This window comes from Wohlfahrtiimonas chitiniclastica DSM 18708, from assembly GCF_000375345.1.
Taxonomy (GTDB): domain Bacteria; phylum Pseudomonadota; class Gammaproteobacteria; order Cardiobacteriales; family Wohlfahrtiimonadaceae; genus Wohlfahrtiimonas; species Wohlfahrtiimonas chitiniclastica.
This window is the reverse complement of record NZ_AQXD01000001.1, coordinates 294797-317927: the sequence shown is the minus strand read 5'-3', so window position 1 is coordinate 317927 and position 23131 is coordinate 294797. Positions and strand designations below refer to the sequence as shown.

The 23131-nt window shown below is 44.3% G+C and carries 21 protein-coding genes; 3 read left to right on the top strand and 18 right to left on the bottom strand.

Annotated elements, in window-relative coordinates; translation table 11 throughout:
- Window positions 1-40 precede the first annotated feature (40 nt).
- The 7 genes from B143_RS0101450 to B143_RS0101420 form a co-directional block, all read right to left on the bottom strand.
- On the bottom strand, window positions 41-280 hold the full coding sequence (locus B143_RS0101450) for an FAD assembly factor SdhE (protein WP_008315067.1): 240 nt from the start codon (window positions 278-280) through the stop codon (window positions 41-43).
- Between the two features lie 141 nt (window positions 281-421).
- Window positions 422-2935, bottom strand: a complete 2514-nt coding sequence (locus tag B143_RS0101445) for a peptidoglycan-binding domain-containing protein (protein ID WP_018121893.1) — start codon at window positions 2933-2935, stop codon at window positions 422-424.
- A gap of 1 nt (window position 2936) precedes the next feature.
- Window positions 2937-4829, bottom strand: coding sequence for a tRNA uridine-5-carboxymethylaminomethyl(34) synthesis enzyme MnmG (gene mnmG / locus B143_RS0101440; RefSeq protein ID WP_018121892.1), 1893 nt, complete (start codon window positions 4827-4829; stop codon window positions 2937-2939).
- Between the two features lie 102 nt (window positions 4830-4931).
- Window positions 4932-6146, bottom strand: a complete 1215-nt coding sequence (locus B143_RS0101435; protein ID WP_018121891.1) for an SGNH/GDSL hydrolase family protein — start codon at window positions 6144-6146, stop codon at window positions 4932-4934.
- Window positions 6143-7207 carry an SGNH/GDSL hydrolase family protein gene (locus tag B143_RS0101430; protein ID WP_018121890.1) on the bottom strand — a complete coding sequence of 355 codons (1065 nt, stop codon included), beginning with the start codon at window positions 7205-7207 and terminating at the stop codon, window positions 6143-6145. The genes B143_RS0101435 and B143_RS0101430 overlap by 4 nt, the downstream gene beginning before the upstream one ends.
- 9 nt (window positions 7208-7216) lie before the next feature.
- Window positions 7217-8626, bottom strand: a complete 1410-nt coding sequence (locus tag B143_RS0101425) for an MBOAT family O-acyltransferase (RefSeq protein WP_018121889.1) — start codon at window positions 8624-8626, stop codon at window positions 7217-7219.
- A 102-nt stretch (window positions 8627-8728) separates the two neighbouring features.
- Complete coding sequence (locus B143_RS0101420) at window positions 8729-9268, bottom strand: lipocalin family protein (protein ID WP_018121888.1); 540 nt, start codon at window positions 9266-9268, stop codon at window positions 8729-8731.
- A gap of 150 nt (window positions 9269-9418) precedes the next feature.
- Between B143_RS0101420 and B143_RS0101415 the strand changes: the two genes are divergently transcribed.
- Window positions 9419-10726, top strand: coding sequence for an MFS transporter (locus B143_RS0101415; RefSeq protein ID WP_018121887.1), 1308 nt, complete (start codon window positions 9419-9421; stop codon window positions 10724-10726).
- Window positions 10727-10792: 66 nt separating this feature from the next.
- On the opposite strand, the gene B143_RS0101410 is transcribed toward B143_RS0101415, so the two are convergent.
- The 4 genes from B143_RS0101410 to B143_RS0101395 form a co-directional block, all read right to left on the bottom strand.
- On the bottom strand, window positions 10793-11023 hold the full coding sequence (locus tag B143_RS0101410) for a sulfurtransferase TusA family protein (RefSeq protein ID WP_018121886.1): 231 nt from the start codon (window positions 11021-11023) through the stop codon (window positions 10793-10795).
- Window positions 11024-11062: 39 nt separating this feature from the next.
- A complete protein-coding gene (locus B143_RS0101405; protein ID WP_018121885.1) occupies window positions 11063-12103 on the bottom strand; it encodes a YeeE/YedE family protein in 1041 nt (346 codons plus the stop codon).
- A 198-nt stretch (window positions 12104-12301) separates the two neighbouring features.
- On the bottom strand, window positions 12302-12637 hold the full coding sequence (locus B143_RS0101400; protein ID WP_018121884.1) for a DsrE family protein: 336 nt from the start codon (window positions 12635-12637) through the stop codon (window positions 12302-12304).
- 23 nt (window positions 12638-12660) lie between these two features.
- Window positions 12661-13323, bottom strand: a complete 663-nt coding sequence (locus tag B143_RS0101395) for a restriction endonuclease (protein ID WP_018121883.1) — start codon at window positions 13321-13323, stop codon at window positions 12661-12663.
- A 539-nt stretch (window positions 13324-13862) separates the two neighbouring features.
- On the opposite strand from B143_RS0101395, the gene B143_RS0101390 reads away from it, so the two are divergent.
- The gene (locus tag B143_RS0101390; RefSeq protein ID WP_018121882.1) at window positions 13863-14210 is read left to right on the top strand and encodes a DUF485 domain-containing protein; all 348 of its coding nucleotides are present in this window, start codon (window positions 13863-13865) and stop codon (window positions 14208-14210) included.
- A complete protein-coding gene (locus B143_RS0101385) occupies window positions 14207-15745 on the top strand; it encodes a solute symporter family protein (protein WP_018121881.1) in 1539 nt (512 codons plus the stop codon). The genes B143_RS0101390 and B143_RS0101385 overlap by 4 nt, the downstream gene beginning before the upstream one ends.
- Here the strand turns inward: B143_RS0101385 and B143_RS09960 are convergent.
- From B143_RS09960 to B143_RS0101350, 7 genes are all read right to left on the bottom strand, one after another.
- On the bottom strand, window positions 15742-15906 hold the full coding sequence (locus B143_RS09960) for a hypothetical protein (protein ID WP_008315089.1): 165 nt from the start codon (window positions 15904-15906) through the stop codon (window positions 15742-15744). The two genes, B143_RS0101385 and B143_RS09960, sit on opposite strands and share 4 nt — an antisense overlap.
- Window positions 15907-15958: 52 nt before the next feature.
- Entirely contained in the window at window positions 15959-16534 is a 576-nt protein-coding gene (locus B143_RS0101375; protein ID WP_018121880.1) for a 2OG-Fe(II) oxygenase, read from the bottom strand.
- A 289-nt stretch (window positions 16535-16823) separates the two neighbouring features.
- Window positions 16824-18614 carry a DEAD/DEAH box helicase gene (locus B143_RS0101370; RefSeq protein ID WP_018121879.1) on the bottom strand — a complete coding sequence of 597 codons (1791 nt, stop codon included), beginning with the start codon at window positions 18612-18614 and terminating at the stop codon, window positions 16824-16826.
- A gap of 103 nt (window positions 18615-18717) precedes the next feature.
- Complete coding sequence (locus B143_RS0101365; RefSeq protein ID WP_008315094.1) at window positions 18718-19362, bottom strand: carbonic anhydrase family protein; 645 nt, start codon at window positions 19360-19362, stop codon at window positions 18718-18720.
- A 233-nt stretch (window positions 19363-19595) separates the two neighbouring features.
- Window positions 19596-20084 carry a hypothetical protein gene (locus tag B143_RS0101360; RefSeq protein ID WP_155964840.1) on the bottom strand — a complete coding sequence of 163 codons (489 nt, stop codon included), beginning with the start codon at window positions 20082-20084 and terminating at the stop codon, window positions 19596-19598.
- 229 nt (window positions 20085-20313) lie between these two features.
- Window positions 20314-21753 (bottom strand): pyridoxal phosphate-dependent decarboxylase family protein, encoded by a 1440-nt coding sequence (locus B143_RS0101355; protein ID WP_018121877.1) that lies wholly within the window; start codon window positions 21751-21753, stop codon window positions 20314-20316.
- A gap of 9 nt (window positions 21754-21762) precedes the next feature.
- The gene (locus B143_RS0101350; protein WP_018121876.1) at window positions 21763-23112 is read right to left on the bottom strand and encodes a diaminobutyrate--2-oxoglutarate transaminase family protein; all 1350 of its coding nucleotides are present in this window, start codon (window positions 23110-23112) and stop codon (window positions 21763-21765) included.
- Between the last annotated feature and the right edge of the window lie 19 nt (window positions 23113-23131).

The following is a 23131-nucleotide window of genomic DNA, read 5'->3' as shown; positions in this document are numbered from 1 at the left end:
GATGAAAAGAATTATTTTATCGATAGAGCAAAAACTTATCCTAACTGAGGTGGGGATTTATTTTTCTGATTAATGCTTCTTGCTCAGGCGATTGAGGTGGTGCTTTAAGGAGGAGAAGATCGAACAATTCAGGGTCCTGCATTTCAAGTAATGCACTGAACATCGCTTTTTCTTCGGCAGGTGCATCTGCATAATGATGATCAAGGTAATGATCAAATAAACGATCCATTTCACGCATACCACGACGAGCACGCCATCTCAATTTTGGCAACTGATCCATAATAAACTCCTCATCAAAACTTAAGGGCGACATTCTAACACGAATCAAACCATTCTTCCCATGATTCAATGGCACTACATTGTAGATTCAATGTATGTCAAAAAAGCCCTCAAAAGAGGGCTTTTTTCATGCAGTCTTTCACTAACCGCGACACGATACGGACAATACACGCCCTTTACGATACACAATGCGGCATTGCTGATTATTGCGTGCCCCGCCACACATTGCGGCAGAAATACTGATGTTATTGACCTTACAACCCGAAAGTGCACCTTTACTGTTGTAAATCATGGTCATGCGCCCAACAATGGCCTGTGGTGGCGCTGTCAAGATGCGCTCCGTTTGCGCCCCTTTTGCCCCCATTTTAGGCATCACACCACGCACCACAGCCGTATCTGGCGCAGCTTTCTGTGCTGGTGCAGCGGCAGGGGGTGCACGTCGATTATTGGCAGCAACACGCGTATTGACTTGATTGAGGGTCTCAAGGCTCCCTTCCCCTGTCACTTTATAGCTGTAACGCTTTTGGAAGGTTTCAATGGTTTTTTTCGTGGCCGGTCCCATCATGCCATCTGGCTTGAGTTTATAACCTAATTTGACCAACTGCGACTGAATGGTTTTTAACGTCTCTTTTTCAAGTGCTTTCATTAACTCTGGCGTCAGTTTGTCATTGACAGGTAACTTCTGCTCTTTTTTAAACTTTTCAATGGCAGTATTGGTGGCTTTACCCTGCAAACCATCGACTTTACCATTAAAATGCCCCAGCGCAATCAAGTACTCTTGCACTTTCTTGGTTTGCTCAATCAGTGCCTCTTGCTCTTTGAGCACTTTCACATATGTTTTCACATAATTGGCATTGTTCAAATCCCCAAGCACAATCAATAAAATGCCAATATCTAATTCTTGCGGCTCTTTATTGACTGGCAATTTATGTTGCTCACGCAATTTTTTGACGATGTTACGGGTTTTCGGTCCAAGGGTGCCCGTAGGCGCATCTGTCATCAAGCCCTTATCTATGAAATAGGTTTGTAGGCGCGTGATCACCGCAGCATTCAGCGCTGCACTGGTATTGCGGCCAATTTTGCCATCCACACCCAATTTTTTCTCTTTCTGGAATGCTTTAATCCCTTCGATCAATGCATTGTTGTACTCACCATCCACTTCTTCTTTATAAAGCCCAAGCATGGCAAGCATCAACTGTAATTTTAATGACTCTTCAGTGCCTTTTGGATTGAAACCTGGCAAACCGACGCCCACAGGTGTCTCTTCCACGACCGTTGCGGTTTCTTCTTCCACCACCGATTCTGCTTCATCGACTGGTCCTTCATCATCGCCCTCTTCTTCAATGATGCCATCTTCTTCGGTGTTGTCCGCCTCGATGGGCACATCATCCATCGAGCCATCATTGAACATTTGCCCTTCGTTAAAGAGGGTGCTCAATGTTTCTGGCAACAACTGACCTTTCGGCGGTAAATTCACGCTCTCTTCATACGCTTTTAAGGCATTGACTGTGCTCGCACCCGGAATGCCATCGATGTCTTGATCATACAATTTAAGCTGTTTTAACTTCTCTTGTACCTTTTTCCAAATGTTTTTCTCCAATGGAGATTCCCATTTCGCATCTAAGCTGCCTGTGGGCTTTTGCCCAATGGAGGTTTGATACTCTTTAATGGCTTGACGCGTAGATGGCCCCATTTGTCCATCAAGCGTTCCTGCCGGAAAACCTGCAAGCGTCAGCCACACTTGTAAGTTTAAGAGCTTACCTTCTTTGGCATGGCTATCGATCAAAAAGCCCGCCGTTAAAGGCTCTTCAATGGTGGGCTCAGATTTTGCTGCTTTCTCCACCACCGTCTCTACAATTTCTTTTTCCTCAATCGGCGCTTCAATCACCACTTCCGGCTTTGGCAACACCACTTTCACATCGGGCGCATTTTTTGAAGATGCTTTGACATCATCACGATATTCCACAAGCTGCACAGAGGCGGTGTCATCAATTTGCGCTTTTTTCAACGCATCACCTTCAGCAATGTTGCCTGAAAATGCCCGCTTAATCGCCACAATGTCTGCAATGGATAAATGACCCGTCACCGGTAATTTAGATTCTGTTTGAAAGGCCTTCAAAGCTCGACTCGATGCACTGTTCCATGTGCCCGTAATGTTTTCTGAGTTTGGCTCGAACAACAATTCTTGCAACAGACGAATGCCTTCTTCTTCTAAATGGGCATACCAATCGGGCGTAATTTTGGGATTTTTCTCAAGCCCACGGGTGGTTTGATAACTTAAAATCGCCTCTTCTAACCCTTTATCATAGGTGCCTTTTAAATTGAAATTGGTTGAATTGACAGGAATGCCAAGCAGTAAAAACCACAAACGGATGCGTTCAATCATCTCTTTAGAGACGCCTGAGCCCACCTTTTGGGACAATAACCACTTTTGCACCTTCGGATCATCATTGAGCACCGCATAATCGTAGAGGGTAAAGCCATTGTTATCCATCGTTTTTAACAACTCAGGATCTTGCTTCATCTCTGATTTTACGCCATTTAATGATGAGGATGACACCGTGGTGAACACATCTCGTTCTGTCTTTGAAAAGTTCAAAAAGACAGGAATCACCAACAGCACTGCCACCCAACCATATTTCAAATATTTATTCATATTATTCCTTAATTGTCGGAATGAGCCCTTTACGCAATAGTACCAATAACAGAGAAATCGCCGCCGGTGTCACACCTTGAATGCGCGAGGCTTGCCCAATGGTTTCAGGCTGCTGACGCGTCAATTTTTCGCACTGCTCACGCGATAAACCTTTGATGGCCGCATAATCAACATTGTCTGGTAATTTTGCTTCCTCAAATTTCTTATTGCGGGCAATCTCTTCGATGCCGCGCTTAATGTAGCCTTCATATTTCGTTTGAATCACCACATCTTCAATGGCAATGCGAGAAATGTCGCTAAACTCTGGGGCATTCGGTAAAGCTTCTAATGCTTCAAACGTCACTTCCGGGCGTTTTAATAAGGTAATCGCACGCATGTTGTGCGGCATCACCACGGAAGTTTGCGCCTGCAATGCTTGGCCTTGTTCTGAATCTTGCACCACCATCCAATCATTTAAACGATTTTCTGCCACCGCGCGATCTTCATTTTTACGCACAAAGCGTTGCCATTGATCTTCGCCCACTAAACCTAACTCGTAACCAATCGGCGTTAAGCGTTCATCAGCATTGTCTTCACGCAAAATCAAACGATATTCTGAGCGCGATGTGAACATGCGATATGGTTCTTGCACGCCTTGCGTGATTAAATCATCCAGCATCACGCCAATGTAGGATTCATGGCGCATCGGATACCATTCATCTTTCCCTAAATAATTGCGACCAGCATTTAAACCTGCAATGAGCCCTTGTGCTGCGGCCTCTTCGTAACCCGTTGTCCCGTTGATTTGCCCCGCAAAGTATAAGTTTTTAATGGCTTTGGTTTCTAGGGTGAATTTCAAATCACGCGGATCAAAGAAATCATACTCAATGGCATAACCCGGGCGCGTAATGTGGGCATTTTCAAGCCCAGGAATGCTGTGCACTAAATTAATTTGCACATCAAAGGGTAAACTTGTGGAAATACCATTTGGATAATATTCATACGTGGATAAGCCTTCAGGCTCTAAAAACACATGGTGGCGATCTTTATCCGCAAAGCGCATGATCTTATCTTCCACCGATGGACAATAACGCGGGCCAATCCCTTCAATCACACCGGCATACATTGGCGAGCGATCTAAACCGCCACGAATGATGTCGTGGGTGCGTTCATTGGTATAAGTTGTCCAGCAAGAGATTTGGCGCGGATGCGGCAACTCTTCACGCAAATAAGAAAAATATGGCACAGGATCATCGCCCTTTTGCTCTTCCATGCCAGAAAAATCAATGGTGCGACCATCAATGCGTGGCGGTGTCCCTGTTTTTAAGCGATGAATGTTCAATGGCAATTCACGCAATTTTTGCGCCAATGTGTTTGAGGGTGGATCGCCCATGCGACCGCCTTCATAATTATTCATGCCCACGTGAATCAAGCCAGAGAGGAATGTTCCGGCTGTTAATACCACACAATGACCATGAAAACGGATGCCCGATTGTGTGACAACGCCCACGATTTTATCCCCATCAATGAGGAAATCATCTGCCGCTTGTTGGAAAATGTAGAGATTTTCTTGATTTTCCACAAAGCTTCGAATCGCCGCGCGATACAATGCACGATCAGCTTGCGCACGTGATGAACGCACCGCAGGCCCTTTAGATGCATTTAAAATACGGAACTGAATGCCGCCAAGATCTGTGGCTTTGGCCATCACACCGCCCAGCGCATCGATCTCTTTAACGATCTGCCCCTTCCCAATACCGCCAATGGCAGGGTTACAGCTCATCTGCCCAATGGTCTCAATATTATGTGTTAACAATAAGGTTGGCACGCCCAATCTTGCAGAAGCCATCGCAGCTTCTGTCCCGGCGTGTCCGCCACCGACTACAATTACACCAAAATGTTTAGGAAAGTCCATATTTAATTACATCTAACGTTAAGCAAAGTCGCTATCTTAGCAGTTTTATGCGTAAATCCCAATAAGCTGATCATACATTTACACAATCAAATGCACCGGTGATTATGGCGCAAGGCCAAAATACTTCATCAAATCTTTATACAACATTTTTGCACTGAGCTCATAGCCTTTTGGCGATAAATGCACCAAATCTGGGCGCCCTAAATCATGACTGACCCAACGCTCCATGCTGCATTTTCCGCCCATTGCTTTTTGCCAATCCCAATACAAAACACCTTCAGACTGTGCAACCGCGCGCTGAATTTTCTTCACCTGTGCATAAGAAGGCGGCTGTTTATCCGTACATTCTCGTGTGCTGTTGCCATTTTTAATGGAATCTGATGCACCCACCAATAAAATGGCGGCATTCGGTAAGGTTCTGCGCACCGTTTGAATGCTATTGTGGAGATTTTTGCGGTACTCTTTTTCATCAAGCGTATCGTTAAACGCCTCATTGGTGCCGTATTCTAAAATCACCAAGTCACTTGTGGTGGCTGCAAGTTCATCTAACCACTGCGGCGACCATTTATTCCAAATCGATTGCTGTGCGCCATTCGTGCCAATTCCAGAGAGAATCACGCCCGGCTTTTGATAGCGCTGTAGCCACATGCCGCCAATTTCGGCAGACTCATCTATGGCATCGATTTTAAAGGGCAAATATGTCAATAAATCGATCATCTGCCAGCCATTTGATGGGCGAGACAATAGACCATCTGAAACGCGGATGCGGTTTTTCATATCTTCAACCGCAATCGCTTCAGGCTTTGTACTTTTCACCATCAAACGCACATTCCACATGCCGCGCGTTAATTCTTCTTGATTGAGGGTGGCCAATAAGCTGCTGCCCTTACGAAGCGGTTTTGCCACATATCCACCCATCGGGAAATCAAGATGATTGACATTGCGACTGCTCATCACTTCCCAATTCGATGGCTGCCAAGACATAAGTGCATGGCGCTGCCCTTTGACCTGCATCGGCGTCACCCAGCCAATGCCAGCATTGCCAAATTTATTTTGCATCAATTCACGCAGTGGCCCTGTGAAGAAATCAGCCGCTGTATGAGAATCACCAAATTGCGTCATCGTCACCACTGAGTTTTGATACTGCAATAGATCACGCATTTTTGCCTTCAATGCAGTGCCATTACGATCGCCAAAGTCCTCAATGCCAGGACCTTCTCCACGCAAAAAGTTATCATTCGATGCATCGGTGCTTTGACAGCCCAATAAACATCCCACTAATGTTGTCACCAAACAAACTTTGGCAATATTGATCATTTCGTTTCCTCTGCGGTTGATTCTATGGTGAGTTCTTCAATGATGCGATCTGCCAGCATCTTTTGACCCCTCACTGTAAAATGGATGCCATCATCCGTTCTTACTTTAGCATTTCCTTGCGCAGTTTTTGCATAAGCACTGTATTTTTCTTCACTGCACCCGAGTAGATCATACGTCGGGATGAAATGCCCATTAAAACGTTTGACCTCATCGGCATACAAGCCATTTAAATAAATCACATCTTTATGGAGCTTCGTTTTACGCATACACGGCACGCCAAGCCACACCACAGGAATTTGTTTACTCTGCGCTGCCTTTAAAATGCGCTGAATGCGTTCACGATATGCCGCTTCCCATGCTTCACTTTTAAAGCGCAGGTAATATTTTTGTCCCTTGACCGGAAAATCCCACGGATCATTCGGCCCTAAAAAGACAAACATCGCCTTAATATTGGCATTTTTTTGTAGGGTTTCTTCCACCACTTGCGGCCAGTTAAAGAATTTTGGGTACGATAAACCGGTGCTCTGTTTACTCAAATCAATACCACCGATTTTATGCGCTTTGTACAGCGTCTGCTTCACCTTCGGCGCAACGCCCTGCATCAAGGAATCGCCCACAAAAAAGAGTTGATCCCCTGCGCTTAATACAATGTTTTCTGGCGTTGTCGGTGGATTTTCGATTGACAGATCAGATTCATGCTCCGTTTCATTGTCATGGATCAGTTCCTCGCGATCATGCAGGGACTCTAACACAATGGCAGGCGTGTCCATTACTGGGGTTTCTTCAACGGTTTCCATTGTTTCCACGGTTTCTAATGGCTCATGTTGTTCTGCGCTTTCAACAATTTCTGCTTGCGTCTCTTGCTCAACGATGGGCTCAATGGTCTCTTCAATCACTTCTGCCACAATCGCAGGTTGCCCTGTCCACCATTGCTCTAATTGCACCATTGGGGAATCAGTGTGATGGGTTTGTGTCCAATAAGTGTTGATGGATGCATAATAACAGTAAACCACACCGGCAAGCGTCACCAATAATACATATAATGTTCTCAATATGATCATGGCATCCTCCTAAAAGCTGGCATAAATGAATTGTGGAATGCCAGAAGGCGCCCATTCAATCACAAGTACGAGCACCACAATCAACACAAAAGGCAACACCGTCCAATGGATCATGTGAATGATTTTCTCAATCCATGCAATGCCTTTTAAGAGCCACGGATACGCGTAATAAACTGCAACACCCGCCACTAAAATGGCCAAGGTCTCAAGATGATTCATCACATCCCCATAATTGCTCACCATTGCCAATGCATAATCACCTGCATCGCTCAATGTGGCGCTTCTGAAAAACAGCCAACCTAAACAGATGTAATTGAACATCAAAAAGCGCGCCAAAAAGGGTGAAAAACTGCTGATGCCATCTTTTTTCCAAAAGCGATCGCCAATGTTTAAGGCAATTGTCCCCACGCCATGAATCACGCCCCAAATTAAAAAGGTGAGCGTCTCTCCATGCCAAATGCCAGAGAGCACCATCGCAATCAATACATTGATCTGTGTGCGCGTAAAGCCGCCGCGGCTGCCGCCTAATGGAATGTAAATGTAATCGCGAATCCATGTCGATAAACTGATGTGCCAACGCTGCCAGAACTCTTTTAAATTATTTGCCATGTACGGCACATTGAAGTTTTTTGGCAAGCGAAAGCCTAACAGGAGCGCAATGCCTGTCACTAAATCTGTATAACCCGAGAAGTTAAAATAGATCTCAAACGCATACGCCCATAAGCCCAAAATCAAATCAAAGGTGTGATAAGCACTTGGGTTATCAAAAATGGGTTTGACATATTCATAGGATAAAAATGCGCTCAGCCAATAGACTTTAATCACCGCACTCACAAGCAAAATCATTGCGCGCGTCGGCTCAAGCACGGTGCGCGGCGTTTGTTGCTGAATTTGGGGTAAAAACAGTTTCGCGCGATTAATCGGGCCTGCGATCACACTTGGGAAAAAGGATAAAAAGAGCGCAAAGTCAAAAAAGCTGACGGGCATTTTCTCTTCTTGATGATACACAGACACCAAATAACTGATGGAATGAAAGGTGTAAAACGAGATGCCAATGGGCAATAAAATCTCGGCAATCGGCATGGAGAGATCAATGTTCCATGCTGCAAGCTGGCGCATGAATTCGGCAATGAAGAAATTATAATATTTAAATACCGCAAGGTTACCAATCGCCGCAATGATGGCAACCGTGAGCCACAATTTACGATGCGGGCTGTAAGCAATCCCCGTAGATAAGAGATAAATCACCACCGTATATGCCCCAAGAATTAAGGCAAAATCGACATTAAAGAGTGCGATTAATACATAACTGACGATCAATAACAGGGCATTTTGAAGTGCAGGTACAAGGCGCAAACACCAGTACAGCACAAAAAACGGCACAAAAGCCGCCGCAAATTCAATGGATAAATAACTCACTTGGAACCTTAATCTATTTTTGTAATGGCAACGCTATAGCGCCATGAGTATGGCGCTTGGCAATTCTAGCATTTATGTGACAGATTGCACGGTTAATTCGCCCTATTCGTGGATGATCATTGTGCGCACATCATAACCCTGCTCTGTGGCGGTTTTTAAGTAATCCTCAATCACCGCAGGATCAATGGTGGGCGTGCGTGCTAAAATCCATAAAAACTCCCGTGATGGCTCGCCCACAAGCGCCACTTGATAATCTTCATCAATGCGCATCACCCAATAATCGCCTTTAGTGAAAGGGATCCAGCGCAGGTATTTTGGTAAAAAGCTCACCTTTAATTCACTGCCGATGGCATTTTGTGGATAGGCCATTGCTTCTGCGGTTTTCCATTCACCATTATCCATTTGACAGCGGTTGGTCACACCGATATTTTGCGCAATTTTTTCATAATGGGCTTGATTTCCTTTCACGCACGCTTTTTGAAAGCGATTGGGCAAACGCGCGATTTCATACCATGTGCCAAGATAGCGATCAACATCAAACTGCTTCACCGATTGAACAGGTGCAGCATTGTCTGCCCATGCCATTGAATGATGGATCATCAATAATCCCATCACCCCAAATATTTTTAATAAAGCTCGCATGATTCCTCCAATAGTCATTGTGTGATTCATTTTTTAAATTCATCTGACCATTCATAACACTGATATTGCGCGAGATCAAATCAATCTGATATTCTGCGGCGTTGGCCAGAAAAAAGTCGCTGGCCACACACAACTAAAAAAGGAGTTAATATGGAATCACATCACGACGATCGACTTAAACAACAGGTCATTAAAAAGGCCTTCATCCGCTTAATGCCGGTGTTATTGTTTGCCTATGTTTTAGCCTACTTAGACCGCGTCAATATCAGCTTTGCGGGGCTGACCATGATGGAAGATTTAGGCTTATCTGCTAAATTATTCGGTTATGGTACAGGCATCTTCTTCATCGGTTACTTTTTGTTTGAAGTGCCAAGCAACCTTTTACTCACGAAATTTGGGGCACGCCGCTGGATTTCACGCATCATGATCACATGGGGCTTAGTCTCTGCTTGTATGGCATTTGCTGCAGGCGATGTGAGCTTTTTAATCATGCGCTTTTTATTAGGCGCGGCTGAAGCAGGCTTTTTCCCTGGCATCATTTTATATTTAACCTTCTGGTTTCCACAGGAATACCGTGCACGCATCATTTCTGTGTTCATGCTCTCGATCCCCCTTTCTCTTGCCGTGGGCGCACCGCTCTCGACAGCATTATTGGGATTAAATGGCATCGGTGGTTTACATGGCTGGCAGTGGTTATTCATCATCGAAGGGATTCCCACCGTGCTTGTGGGTTTGCTCTTCTTATTTGCCATGCCCGATCGCCCAAAAGATGCCAAATGGTTATCCTCTGAAGAAAAAACATATCTACAAGGTGTTTTAGATGCGGAGAGCGCAAGCATCGCGAAAAAAGCAGGCACGCACTTCTCCCTTGCCTTAAAACATCCGATTGTGTGGATTTTGGCCATCATTTACATCTCAAACGTGACGGCAAACATTGGTTTATCGAGCTTTTTACCACGCATCATTAAAGAGCAAGGCACCTTTACAAACATGCAAATTGGCTGGATCACGTCCATCCCATATTTTGTGGGCGTCCTTGGCAGCTTAGCCTTTGGCTTTTTAACAGATAAATTTAAAGCGCCATTTTTATTGCTTTTACTCGCAATTTTATTAACTGGCGTTGGATTGGTCACCGCAGGTTATCTCTATGCACAAACGGCCGTTGCCATGGCGATCATTGCGGTTTCTGTAGCGGGCATCGGGATTTATGGCTTTAAAGCGCCATTTTGGTCATTGCCTTCCATGTTTTTAACGGGTGCAGCCGCAGCCACTGGCATTGCGATGATCAACTCCATCGGCAACTTAGGTGGATTCATTGGTCCATCTGTGATTGGTTGGGTGCGCGATGCCACCGGCAGTTATGCCGCAGGTTTGTACTTTTTGGGTGGTTTAAGCATTTTTGCCTCCCTCCTTTCAATGTTTTTAATGGCTAAATACGCCAAATCCTCTGATGCATAATCAGCGTTGATACAAAAAAACTCACGCACCGATCATGATGCGTGAGTTTTTTAATGCCAGATTCATTTAATGGGTTTTGACCACCGTGATTGTCCAGGCTGCATCGCCAATTTGTGCATAATCTTTGACGGTATAATTTGACTCAGCTGCCCAGCGCGGAATGGCTTCTGTGCCTTGCGTACAATCAAACTCAATTTTAAGTTCATCCCCCACGGATAATGTTTTAATTTTATCTTTCGCTTCCAACAACGGAAATGGGCACACCATACCGAGGGATTTTAATTCATACACTGCCATATATTTCTCCTTAATGTTTCTAAATGGTCATTCAATTGATCATGCCGCAGCGGTTTTAAGCGCCACTTGGCGTGGGCGTACATACACAAAGTAAGCGGCAATCCACACCCCAAAAATAGTAAACAACAATCCTAACCAACCTTGCCACGTCATGATTGAGGTGTTGGTCAAACCATTGCCAATCGTACAGCCACCGGCAAATCCTGCACCAAAGCCCATCAAAATTCCGCCTAAACAGCTAGTGATGAGAATATTGGCACTGGGCACACGCCATTTAAATTCGCGACTCCCCTTTGCTGCCATCCATGAGCCGATGAAAATACCGAGCACCAAAAAGACGCCCCAATCAATCACACTCGCATCCCCCGTCACTAAAAAACGAACAATGTTTGCAGATGGCGTGGTAATGCCAAGTCCGCCGCTTCTACCGGAGGCGGTGCTCAATGGCCAGGCAATCAAAGCAATCACACCAATGACAGCGCCCGCCACAAAGGGATGCCAGCGTTTTTCAAATAACAGATGCACAATGCCGGTGCGTTGAGCCGGTAAACTTGGCACGATTACTTTCGGGCGACGCAAATGACGCACCACCAAAATTGTCGTCACCACAACCAATGCTGCAATCAATGCCCACTGCGGTACATGTAAGGTTTCTGCCACTGAGTTATTGATCAACGTGATGCCTTTTGCCTCACCATAAAATTCTTTGAGTGCGCCGTATTTCACAACTGCCGCAGATAACATATAAAAAATCAAGGCGATCCAACTGCCAATTAAGCCTTCTGCCGCGCGATACCATGTACCCGTTGCGCAGCCACCTGCCAACACAATGCCAATGCCAAAAACCAAGCTGCCACCGATGACACTGATGAGTGATACATCTTTAATGGCGATTGACAAATGCCCACTTTCCACCAATGCATAAACACCCACCGCTTGCACTGAAATCGCGATCAAAAACGCATACAGCAATGTGTGATTGCGCGTCAAATAGATGTCGCGAAAGCCACCTGTCATACAAAATCGGGAACGCTGCAAAATAAAGCCAAACAACGCGCCCACCAATAATCCACTGAACATCCTTTCCTCCTTCATTGATCATCATTTTTATTGAGCCGATTCACATCGTTCAAAATTTATAGCACCCCCTGTGACAGATGGCAAGAAATATTTTTATTAACATATATGTATAGTATGTATTTATAATTTGAACGCACATAAAAAAATCCCCAAGCCATGCTCGGGGATTTTCTATTTCAAAGATGTAACCATGATGAATTATGGCTTAATGTAGGCAAATCCTTGATGCTGTAAGCGTGCTAGTGTAATTACCGCAGCAGGCACAATGGTGATGCAGCTTGGCAGCATTGATGGACTTATCTCAAAGCCATTCATGGAATTTTGGCAGATGTTCAGTGTCACACCTAAAGCAGTCAGATCTACAAATGCTGAGGCATACTCAGCCGCTAAATACCCTTTAACAGCCGCACCATTGGCAATAATGCGGATGTCATATGGCTCATCTAGCCCTTTGATCATATTGTTCACATTGGCCATCACTCGTGGCCATTTGTCTAACTCATCGATATGAAAAATAACATTGAATCGGGTCATGATGACTCCTTACAATAGAAGCATTATTCTGCGGCTTTAGTTTTAAAATTAAAAATGCGTTCATCACAGTTTTCACACCAGTGATAATAAACACGTTTTGATTTTGCGTAGAGTTTCAATAGATTTCCGCTATTGCATTTTGGACATGTTGATAAGGTTTTCAAAGTTTCTCGATAGTAACAATCTGCCATAATGCTTGGAAAATATCGATTGAGTAGACTGTATAACGCCTTGCGATCAATCAACATTAAACGATCATCTTCTTCTTTAAGCGCAGGATCAGAAAAATAATGGGTTGTGATGAATAGACCATATTGGTAATTGCTAGATAGCACACACCCCTTAAATGCTTGAACATCTTTTACATTAATCCGTTCAGTTGCCTTTTTAGGATTCCATGCCTTACATTGTACCGCCACTTCGCGATGATTGTCTTTAAAACCAATCACATCAATGCCTTTATCATGCACACCATCTATGATTTGTGAGTCATATTCAAGTGCTTTTAATAAAGCACATGCCACATAATTGAGTTCATTAGAGCTACATTCATCAAGTTTTAATATAATCTCTTGTAATTTTTTATCTGTCGCTTGATTCGATAATGCCAATACATCAAATAAATTGACAGATGCCACAGTTTCTGCAGGCGCTTTATCTGCCTTTTTTTTAAAAATTGATAACATAGATCGTCCTTAATTCCTATTTAATCATAATATGAAATGCCACTTTCTCCTCCAGAAAGTATGTTCTACGCAGATTGTAACAAATTTCATGGCAGTCGCGTAGATCCTTGCAGGCAACATTACCGGCCTTTTATGTTGTCATTTTGTAGTTTTTTGTCGAAAAAAAACCTTTTTTGACCATAAACACCCTTTTATTTTTCCAAAAATCATTTTAAATGGATTTATTTTCACCATAAATTTCACTTAAACACCCATTATTTTATGAATATAAAAAATAACAAAACCACCTAAAACACAACATAAATAGCCATTAAAGACAATAAAACACATTATCATTCACAATAAAATTAAATTTGAACATTAAATATTGTTTGACAATTTTTTATATTCTCAGATACTACAAAATAGCTCCATTTTAAAGACAGCATCACAAATGCCGCCTTTAAATAATCACTATAAATCCAAAGATTACTGGCGCTAACCACCTGAATAACAGGATAACTACATAATGAATGATTGATAACAATGAGGAGGATGCTATGTCTGATAGCACAGATCAACAGCATGACGGTTTAACGTACCAGCAGTTCATCGCCATCGAGGAGATGCCTGAGTTTAATCACTTTGTTCGCCGCAAGAACATCTTTTTATTCTCTGTCACGGGCAGTTTTTTATTCATCTATATTTTGTTGCCCATTTTGGCGTTTCAACCCTTTTTGCAAACCCCAGTTGTGGGCGCAATTACTGGGGTTTGGTTCTATTCTGCCGGTCTATTTTTAATGACGATCGTGTTGTGTACACTCTATGTGCGTAAAGCGAGTCAATTTGACCGTGAATCTGCGGCTGTTTTACAAAAATTTGAAGAGATGAAAGGAGGTCAGCCATGAATTGGATCTCCATCAGCTTCTTTTTAGCCATTGTGGGGCTCACTTTGGTGGTGACGTACATCGCCGCGCAGCGCATGAGTTCAGCAAAAGACTTCTACACCGCAGGCGGTGGCTTAACCGGCTGGCAAAATGGCTTTGCAATCGCGGGGGATTATCTCTCTGCCGCTGCATTTTTGGGCGTCTCTGGTGCGATCGCTTTAACGGGCTTTGATGGCTTTTTCTTCTCGATTGGTTATGTTGTCGCGAACCTTGTATTGCTCTATGTGATCGCCGAACCGATGCGCAACCTTGGCAAATACACATTGGCCGACATGCTCACGGCGCGCTTTAATGAAAAACGCGTGCGCGGCGTGGCAGCCGGCGGCACCATCATCATCGTGATTTTATACATGATCGCCCAATTGGTGGGTGCAGGCGCATTGATCAAGCTTTTATTTGGCATTGATTATTGGATTGCGGTATTAATCGTGGGCGTGATGATGACAACCTATGTACTCTTTGGCGGCATGACAGCAACCTCATGGGTGCAAATCATCAAAGCGGTCTTATTGCTCTTTGGTACGGGCTTATTGGCTGGCTTGGTGTTCCATAAATTTGGCTACTCCATCACCCATATGTTTGACACCATTGCGAAAGACAATGGCGAATCTTTCCTCATTCCCGGCATGAAGTATTCAAGCTCCATTGACTCGATTTCCATGATGATGGCGCTGGTGCTCGGGACATCGGGATTGCCCCACATTTTAATGCGCTTTTTCACGGTGAAAGATGCGAAAACGGCGCGCGCCTCCATCTCATGGGCAACGTGGATCACCACCATTTTCTTCTCTTTGACCATCTTTTTGGGCTTTGGGGCATTGCACTTTGTGGGCATCGAGAGCATTTTAGCCGAAAGCAAAGCGGGCAATACCGCCGCACCGCTCCTTGCTAAATATTTGGGCGGTGAAGTGTTGATGTCTTTCATCAGTGCGGTGGCCTTTGCAACGATTTTAGCGGTGGTTTCAGGGCTTGTTTTGACGGGTGCATCCGCCATTTCTCATGACATCTATGCAGAGATCATCAAAGATGGCAAACTCAGCGCAGGACAAGAAGTGGCCGCCGGCCGTTTAGGTTCCATCGCGATTGCCATTCTCTCCATCTTCCTTGCCCTCTTTGCGCAGAATTTAAACGTCTCTTTCTTGGTGTCCTTTGCCTTCTGCATTGGCGCATCGGCAAACTTACCGGTGATTTTATACACCATCTATTGGAAGGACTTTAACTCAACAGGCACGGTCGCTGCGATCGCAACAGGCGTCTTGTCCTGCTTGATCTTAGGGGCGATGGGACCAAACATCTGGTCAGAGTCTGGGCACGCCATTTTCACAGGTGCGCCATTAGTGGATTTAGCGGTACCCGCCATCATCACCATTCCCCTTGGATTTTTAGCGGGCTTCATTGGCGCTAAATTGGGCGCAAAGCGACACAATACGGCAGAGGCTGATTCCCTTTACCGCACCATTCGCGTCAAAGCCAATACAGGCGCACGTATGAGTTAAGGCGCAAGCCCTGCCGCCTGCATTAATAATTTGGTGAGTTTAGCTAAGCCATACATAAATACAGCACCTCCGACCCATAAACCAATCAACCAGAGCCATTGGCTCTTTTTAGAACGGGGTTTAGCGGTGTCGGGGGTGCGGGTATTGTCGTCTGTCGTCATTGCGAGCCTTCTTTACCGAATGATTGTCAGGAATGAAAGGCTTTAGTATACATCAATTCAAAAACCAACCGGCGATGCTTTCACGCGTGGTTTGTGTGGGTAAAACTTCATGGGGAAAGGCTTCCGATAGGAAAAACACCATGCGCCCAGCCACCGGCTCAAGCGTAATCAGCGGATTGTCTTGCTGATCATACACCACCAATTCGCCGCCATCGCCCACTTGCCAATCTTCATTGAGATACAACACTGTGGTGATTTTGCGGCGACTTTGGGCGCGAGGATTGTCATTGTGCTTTTGGTAAAAAGCCCCTTTCGGATAGCGACAAAAATGGGTTTCAAACTCTTTTAATCCCATATAGAGCGCCGCATTCATGGCTAAACGCACCGCATCCATTTTCATCAGATAGTGTTCGATGGCTTCCCCCATCTCAGGATCTAACCACACGGTTAAATCGCCGCGCACATTTGTATTGTTGTGTAATGAGCTTTGATGGCCGATGCGCGCTGCTTGCAAAGCATCTTCCGGAATGGCAGCTTTAATCTCAGCAATGCTAGATGAGGATAAAAAATCATCCCAGACATACCAACCACACGTTGTTAAAGCATCTAAAAGTTTGTCAATTGTCATGGCATTAATATCCGTCGATGAATGGATTCTTCTTATACTGATAAAAATGACAAAATTACAATTTAAAACTTAAATGAATGGCAAACAGTTATCGATTATTTCATTGAGTTATCACACCTAAAATGCGCAACCATCAGCCTTTGAGAATAGAAAAAATGACCACTTTTAAAAAAGCTTCCGGAATGAATCATCAGGAAGCTTCTGTATATTATTTTTTTTCTTTATGAAACGGGAAAAATCGCATAAATAATCAGCAACTTAAGCGAATAAATTTTACGCAGTCATCGGTTTATGATTCACTGCTGACAGCCGCCTCTAACAATTTTGGGCAAAAGATCGAATCATCATGATACGTTACCAACAATTTATCCGTCGAACGGGTGATGGCCACGTACAATAATTTTGCCTCATCGGATAATTCACCATTATATCGATAAGGACGCCCCACCGAAGGAATGCACACAAATGGGAACTCTAACCCTTTTGACGCATGCATGGTGATAAAACGCACGCCCTGCATCCTGTTTTCCTCTGTGGCAATGGGTACACTTTTAAAATAGCAGACCTTTCTGATGGCATCACTGAAAAAAGTATAACGGTGGATCACAGCCATGTCCTGCCACGGACGACCATTTTTATGTTCATTGACCATCGCCTCGACAATGTAATGCGCCTCTTTTTGATAATCATTGTTTTGAATGCGCATCACCAATGGTTTGACACCAATGCGCCCTGCACTTTTAGGCTCTAACAATGGCACGGCATCCTCATCGCCTTCATGGGCAATGTAATTGTCTGAAAAGCGCTTGGCAAAATCCAGCACGGTACAAGGATTGCGGTAATTGGTGCGTAAAATCGTGGTGCGCCCTCTGGCATTGATGCCCACACTCGAGAACGTTTTGATCTTCTTCTGATCCACCCCATAGATGGATTGGGCGTCATCATACAAAATGAGCAATGTTTCAGTGTGATCGAGCATCTGCACCATGATTTTATACCAATCGGCTTCAAAGTCATGCCCCTCATCAATCAACACTGCAGCATATTGCTGCCTTGGCAAGCTTTTATTCTCTAAATGGTTCAGCACCGTCGTCACCAATGATTGGCAATACAGATCAATATTATTTTCCTTTGGGGGCTTTTGACAACCATGCGCCTTTAACTGCGCGCTGCACCAAGCATGAAAGCTATAGACATGCACTTTATCGCTGAGGTTTTTATGCTCAAAATACAGCGTTAAATCTTGCGCCAATGATTTGTTGTAACACACCACTAGAATGGGTTGCGTGGCGCTTTTGGCCAAATACTCAGCGCGATACTTTAAGATCACCGTTTTACCAGAGCCTGCCACACCATGAATGATGCGGTGCCCAATGCCAAGACTGCGGGCAAGTTGCTCTTGCTGAAGATCCATCACCTTTAAAATGCCCATCGATTCGGGCGCTTGAGCCTCGACAATCTCATGACTAAAGAGTTCCGCTTGTTTTAAGGGAATGCAGATCTCAGGGTACAATGTCCCACGGATGCGCTGAATCAAATCATCATTGAGGGTTGTCTGCATTTGAAAGGGCAACATGCCCCAAAGCTGGGCTGAAAATTGCTCGGGTGGGACGCTTTCGTACATCTCATCACTACAAATCACTAAATGCCCTGGCAACACTTCATCAAAGCGTGCCTCACGGTACATTTTGCGCGTAATGTTTGTCAGCACCACACCCTCACCATAGGCGATGCGATGCTGTGCTAGAAAACCTGCCCCTAATTGCTTAACGATCTCGCGCCTGCTCCGTTTTGCTTGTTCTAAAGGATTTTCCTTCAAAACCTCCGGCACATTGCGCAGCGCCACATGTAAACGTGAAAAAATCTCGATGTTATCAATTTTCCAATCTTTGACTTCCAGCACCAATAAACCGCGCTGAGGATGAAACAGCACAAAATCAGGATAATAACCATGAATCGGAATGTTGAACCAACACACTGTGTCGTCATCGAGTTTATCTTGTAAGCGTCTTGCGAAACGATTTTCCCCCGCGGTCATCGACCCTTCTGAGCTTTTAATGGTGGGTATGATAAAGGCCATAATGTCTCTTTTTGTTGTTGTTAGATGAATGCTGTTGTTCCGTATTATAAACATAAAAAAACCATTTCAAACATTTGAAATGGTCTTTGATGCACATTAGGGCTTATTTTTTCTCATTGAACATCTCTTTGACAAAATCCACTTCACCCGTTTCCACTTTATAAAACGCGCCGACAATGCCAATGTCGCCATGGTCATACATCTCTTTTAACACGGTGCTTTTCTCTAAAATATGATCAATCGTGTATTCCACATTATGAAATGCCACTTTATCCACGGCTTCTTTTGATGTGATGTCAAGGTCTGCATGATGCACTTTCACGTGCTCAATCGAAGGCTGTACTTTTGCCAAAAGATCGGTCAAATGTCCCAATTTAGCCCCCTTACAAGCGCCCGTAATCGCCCCACAATGGGAATGACCCAGCACCACGATCAATTTTGAACCCGCCAATTTACAGGCAAACTCCATCGAGCCAATGATGTCATCATTGAGCACATTGCCCGCGATGCGTGCGCTGAAGATGTCGCCAAGCCCTTGGTCAAAGATCAACTCCGCAGAGGTGCGGCTATCAATACAACTTAAAATGATGGCAAATGGAAATTGCCCAGCTTTTGTTTCGTTCACTTGCTCTAACAAGTTACTGTGGGCTTTAAGGTTCGCGATGAAGCGCTTGTTGCCCTCTTTTAAAAACGACAAAGCCAATTCTGGCGTTAAAGACTTCTGATCTTCTACGTTGTGTAATCTCATGTTTAACTTCTTCCTAGTTGGGGTAATTCAGTACAAATTAGAAAACATCTCAACTGCAATCAATGATCAAACAGTCTACTCTGATTTTTCCATCGATCGGGCGAATGGAAAAAAATCCTACAAATTTTGCGCATTTTCTATGCAAATTTCGTAACATTTCCTCCAAAAAAACAGAGATTATTTTTTAGTAAAACAGTGGGTTAAATTAGAATAAAAATAAGTTACCCAGATGATTAAAAAGTTTTCACAAAATCACAAGCCGCTTGGAAGGCTTCTTGTGGAATCAAACCTGGCATTATAAAGTCTAAACCAAATTCGGAGCCATAATCCTTATTAATCGTTCCATCCCAATGATAGGCATCTGCATTATTATAAATTTTCCAATTGGCCATATTTTCTTGATCTAAAGGATAAACCCTATGTGCCAATGTCTTATTCACACAATTCAGCATAATGTAATAAATCGATATTTGATTTTCATTTTTATCATCTGCCAATGAAATGCCAGGATGATTTGAAACACCTCCTTTAGCAACTAAAGTATAACCAAAACGAACTTTTTGATATGTCATGAGCTCTATTGAAACAGGTACCATATATTCTGAGACACCCGTTCCCCCAGCAATATAAAAAAATTCACCAATAATTTTAGGCTCGCTGTCTCTTGCAAACGATGGCTGTAAAAATATACTTAATAACAATACATAAATAACTTTTTTCATAATTATTTTCTCAGTTTATTTTTAATAAAAATTAGTGATTCACAAATGATTAGACTTGATATTAAACCGATGATTCTAACATGTTATCAATGACAAACTTTCTTAAACGGTGATTTTCATGAATCATTGCTCGCATAAATAAAACATAAATGACAACAATAATAAATTAGGAAATCATCATGCCTGGTATTAAATAAAAAAACCGCTGACATCAGCGGTTTTTCTTCACTTAACAGCCCACCAATTTTTCAATCGTGGACAATAAGCCTTTAACATGCTCAAAGCGCGTGTGCGGATTTAAGAGTGTCATTTTTAGCGTCACAATGCCATCGCGGCGCGTAATGCCTAGATTGGCATGCCCTTCATCAAACAGAAGCTGGGCAATGTAGCGATGGGTTTTTGTGCTGTCTTTACCGCCTAATGATTCAGGCTTGATTCTAAAGAGCACACTGGCAATCTGTGTGGAATTGACGAGCTCAAAATGCTCAGACTCATCCACATATTTTGCCACTTGTTGCGCTAAATCCACAGAATAATCCACCATGTCACCATATTGCTTAGCCCCGATGCTTCTCAAGCTCATCCAGAGTTTGAGGGCATCAAAACGGCGCGTGGTTTGAATGGATTTGCTCACCAAATTTGGCACACCTTCTAACTCATCTTCCACGGGATTGAGATAATCATCATGGCGGCGAATGAGCTCATAATTTGCACCCTCTTTTAAGACAAATGCACCACAGCTGATGGTTTGTAAAAATTGCTTATGAAAATCAAGCGCAATCGAATCTGCGTGCTCAATGCCGGATAAACGGTCACGATACTGATGAGAAAAGAGCAAGATGCCGCCCCATGCAGCATCAACATGCAACCATGTTTGGTGCTGCTGTGCGAGCGTTGCAATACCCGTCAGATCATCAATCGCCCCGGTGTCGGTGGTGCCTGCAGTGGCCACAATGGCAAAGGCTTTACGCCCTTGTGCGGCTAAATCATCTAAGGTGTCCGCGAGCGCTTCCACAATGATGCGCCCGCCATTATCACATGGCACAGTCACCACACAGCTCTCTTCAAAGCCAAGGAGCAACACGGATTGCTGCACAGAAAAATGCGCCTGTGCCGAACAGATCACCACCAATGAGCCTTTGCCATATTGCGGAAAAGTTTTCAGGCAATATTCACGGGCTAACAATAAGCCCATAAAGTTGCTTTGTGTGCCACCACTGGTGAAAATACCTGCATCGCCAGAAGGATAACCAATGATGCGACGTAATTCTGTGATGATGCGTTCTTCAAAGAGTGTCGCAGATGGGCTTTGATCCCACGAATCCATGGATTGATTCGATACATTGATCAACACCTCTGCCAATTGTGATGCCAACGTTGTTGGGCAATGCAAATGGGCAGAACACAATGGATGGTGCACCTGTAAGGCATGCTGCAAGAAGTATTGATTCGCCTCTTTCAGCGCAGCCTGATCACCGATGCCATCGTTTGGCAATAGCTCAATCTCTTTGAGCGCACTGCGCAGCGTTTCGATCGGCATGCCATCGTACATTTTGCCATCTTCTAACCAATCGGCGGCAATGGACACCGCTTCTGTCATTAATTGGCGATAAGTGTTTGCCCCTGCCTCACCAGTTTCGGTGATGCCTAAGGTAATGTCTTTGTTCATGTCCCGATCCTATTGAGAGATTTGCGTCAACGCGATGTCTAAACGTTCTAAAATCAACGCCACTTCATCTAAAGATAACGTCAATGGCGGTAAAAAGCGCAATACGCAACCATGACGGCCGCCACGCTCTGCAATTAAGCCAGCATTAAAGCATGCACGCTGTAACGCTACGGCCAATTCAGGTGCATAAGGTAAGCTGCCTAACGGATCTTTTTGACCGTTTGCATCCACAATTTCAAGCCCGAGCATCAAACCACGCCCGCGCACTTGACCAATGCAAGGATGGCTTTTTTGCAATGCCAATAAACCCTCTTTTAAAGCTTTGCCGGCACTTTGCACATTCTCTTGTACGCCTTGTTTGGTGATCATCTCTAAAGTCACCAAACCTGTTGCCATCGCCAATTGATTGCCACGGAATGTGCCCGTGTGCGCCCCTGGCTTCCAAACGTCCAATTCTGCGCGATAAGCAACCACCGCCATCGGTAAACCGCCACCAATGGCTTTAGACATGACGATCATGTCCGGTACAATGCCAGATTCACCGAATGCAAAGAAATCGCCGCTGCGACCAATGCCTGCTTGTACTTCATCTAAAATCAACACGATGCCCAAACGCTCGGTCACCTCACGCACACGCTTTAACCAATGTGCTGGCGCTGGCACAACGCCACCTTCCCCTTGAATTGCCTCTAAAATCACCGCAGCAGGTTTGGTGATCCCGCTTTCGATGTCTGTGAGCATGCGTTCAAACAGGTTTGCCAATGCCACTTCCCCTTGCTCGCCACCGATGCCAAGTGGACAACGATACGCATAAGGATATGGCATGAACTGCACATAAGGCATTAAACCTGAAATGGGGGTTTTGGCATCAAGATTGCCCGTAGCACTCAATGTGCCATTGGTCATGCCGTGATAACCGCCTGTAAAGCTGATGATGCTGGCGCGGCCTGTGGCTGTTTTTGCCAATTTAAAGGCCGCTTCATTGGCATCTGCACCCGTTGGGCCACAAAATTGTAAACGCCAATCGTCACTGTTGCCTGGCAATAAGCTTAAAACCGTCTCAGAAAACTGATCTTTTAAAGGCGTCGTCAAGTCAAGCGTGTGCAATGGCAACTCGCTCTCTAAAACGTCTTTAATGGCTTGGATAATGCTTGGATGATTGTGACCTAAGGCTAAAGTGCCCGCGCCTGCCAAACAATCTAGATAACGCTTTCCTTCTACGTCCTCAAGCCAAGCACCTTGTGCTTTTTTGATGGAGATCGGAAATTTTCTAGGATAACTTCGTGCATTGGACTCGAAGTGTGATTGTCTGTCGATGTAATATTGATTATCAAATGTTGATAATGGTGTTGTTCCCATGTCAAACCCTCTGAAAAAA

What these genes read in the sequence shown, in the direction of transcription:
- B143_RS0101450 (WP_008315067.1), bottom strand. Translation starts at nt 280, where the DNA reads ATGGATCAGTTGCCAAAATTGAGATGGCGTGCTCGTCGTGGTATGCGT.
- B143_RS0101445 (WP_018121893.1), bottom strand. Translation starts at nt 2,935, where the DNA reads ATGAATAAATATTTGAAATATGGTTGGGTGGCAGTGCTGTTGGTGATT.
- mnmG (WP_018121892.1), bottom strand. Translation starts at nt 4,829, where the DNA reads ATGGACTTTCCTAAACATTTTGGTGTAATTGTAGTCGGTGGCGGACAC.
- B143_RS0101435 (WP_018121891.1), bottom strand. Translation starts at nt 6,146, where the DNA reads ATGATCAATATTGCCAAAGTTTGTTTGGTGACAACATTAGTGGGATGT.
- B143_RS0101430 (WP_018121890.1), bottom strand. Translation starts at nt 7,207, where the DNA reads ATGATCATATTGAGAACATTATATGTATTATTGGTGACGCTTGCCGGT.
- B143_RS0101420 (WP_018121888.1), bottom strand. Translation starts at nt 9,268, where the DNA reads ATGCGAGCTTTATTAAAAATATTTGGGGTGATGGGATTATTGATGATC.
- B143_RS0101415 (WP_018121887.1), top strand. Translation starts at nt 9,419, where the DNA reads ATGGAATCACATCACGACGATCGACTTAAACAACAGGTCATTAAAAAG.
- B143_RS0101410 (WP_018121886.1), bottom strand. Translation starts at nt 11,023, where the DNA reads ATGGCAGTGTATGAATTAAAATCCCTCGGTATGGTGTGCCCATTTCCG.
- B143_RS0101405 (WP_018121885.1), bottom strand. Translation starts at nt 12,103, where the DNA reads ATGTTCAGTGGATTATTGGTGGGCGCGTTGTTTGGCTTTATTTTGCAG.
- B143_RS0101400 (WP_018121884.1), bottom strand. Translation starts at nt 12,637, where the DNA reads ATGACCCGATTCAATGTTATTTTTCATATCGATGAGTTAGACAAATGG.
- B143_RS0101395 (WP_018121883.1), bottom strand. Translation starts at nt 13,323, where the DNA reads ATGTTATCAATTTTTAAAAAAAAGGCAGATAAAGCGCCTGCAGAAACT.
- B143_RS0101390 (WP_018121882.1), top strand. Translation starts at nt 13,863, where the DNA reads ATGTCTGATAGCACAGATCAACAGCATGACGGTTTAACGTACCAGCAG.
- B143_RS0101385 (WP_018121881.1), top strand. Translation starts at nt 14,207, where the DNA reads ATGAATTGGATCTCCATCAGCTTCTTTTTAGCCATTGTGGGGCTCACT.
- B143_RS09960 (WP_008315089.1), bottom strand. Translation starts at nt 15,906, where the DNA reads ATGACGACAGACGACAATACCCGCACCCCCGACACCGCTAAACCCCGT.
- B143_RS0101375 (WP_018121880.1), bottom strand. Translation starts at nt 16,534, where the DNA reads ATGACAATTGACAAACTTTTAGATGCTTTAACAACGTGTGGTTGGTAT.
- B143_RS0101370 (WP_018121879.1), bottom strand. Translation starts at nt 18,614, where the DNA reads ATGGCCTTTATCATACCCACCATTAAAAGCTCAGAAGGGTCGATGACC.
- B143_RS0101365 (WP_008315094.1), bottom strand. Translation starts at nt 19,362, where the DNA reads ATGAGATTACACAACGTAGAAGATCAGAAGTCTTTAACGCCAGAATTG.
- B143_RS0101360 (WP_155964840.1), bottom strand. Translation starts at nt 20,084, where the DNA reads ATGAAAAAAGTTATTTATGTATTGTTATTAAGTATATTTTTACAGCCA.
- B143_RS0101355 (WP_018121877.1), bottom strand. Translation starts at nt 21,753, where the DNA reads ATGAACAAAGACATTACCTTAGGCATCACCGAAACTGGTGAGGCAGGG.
- B143_RS0101350 (WP_018121876.1), bottom strand. Translation starts at nt 23,112, where the DNA reads ATGGGAACAACACCATTATCAACATTTGATAATCAATATTACATCGAC.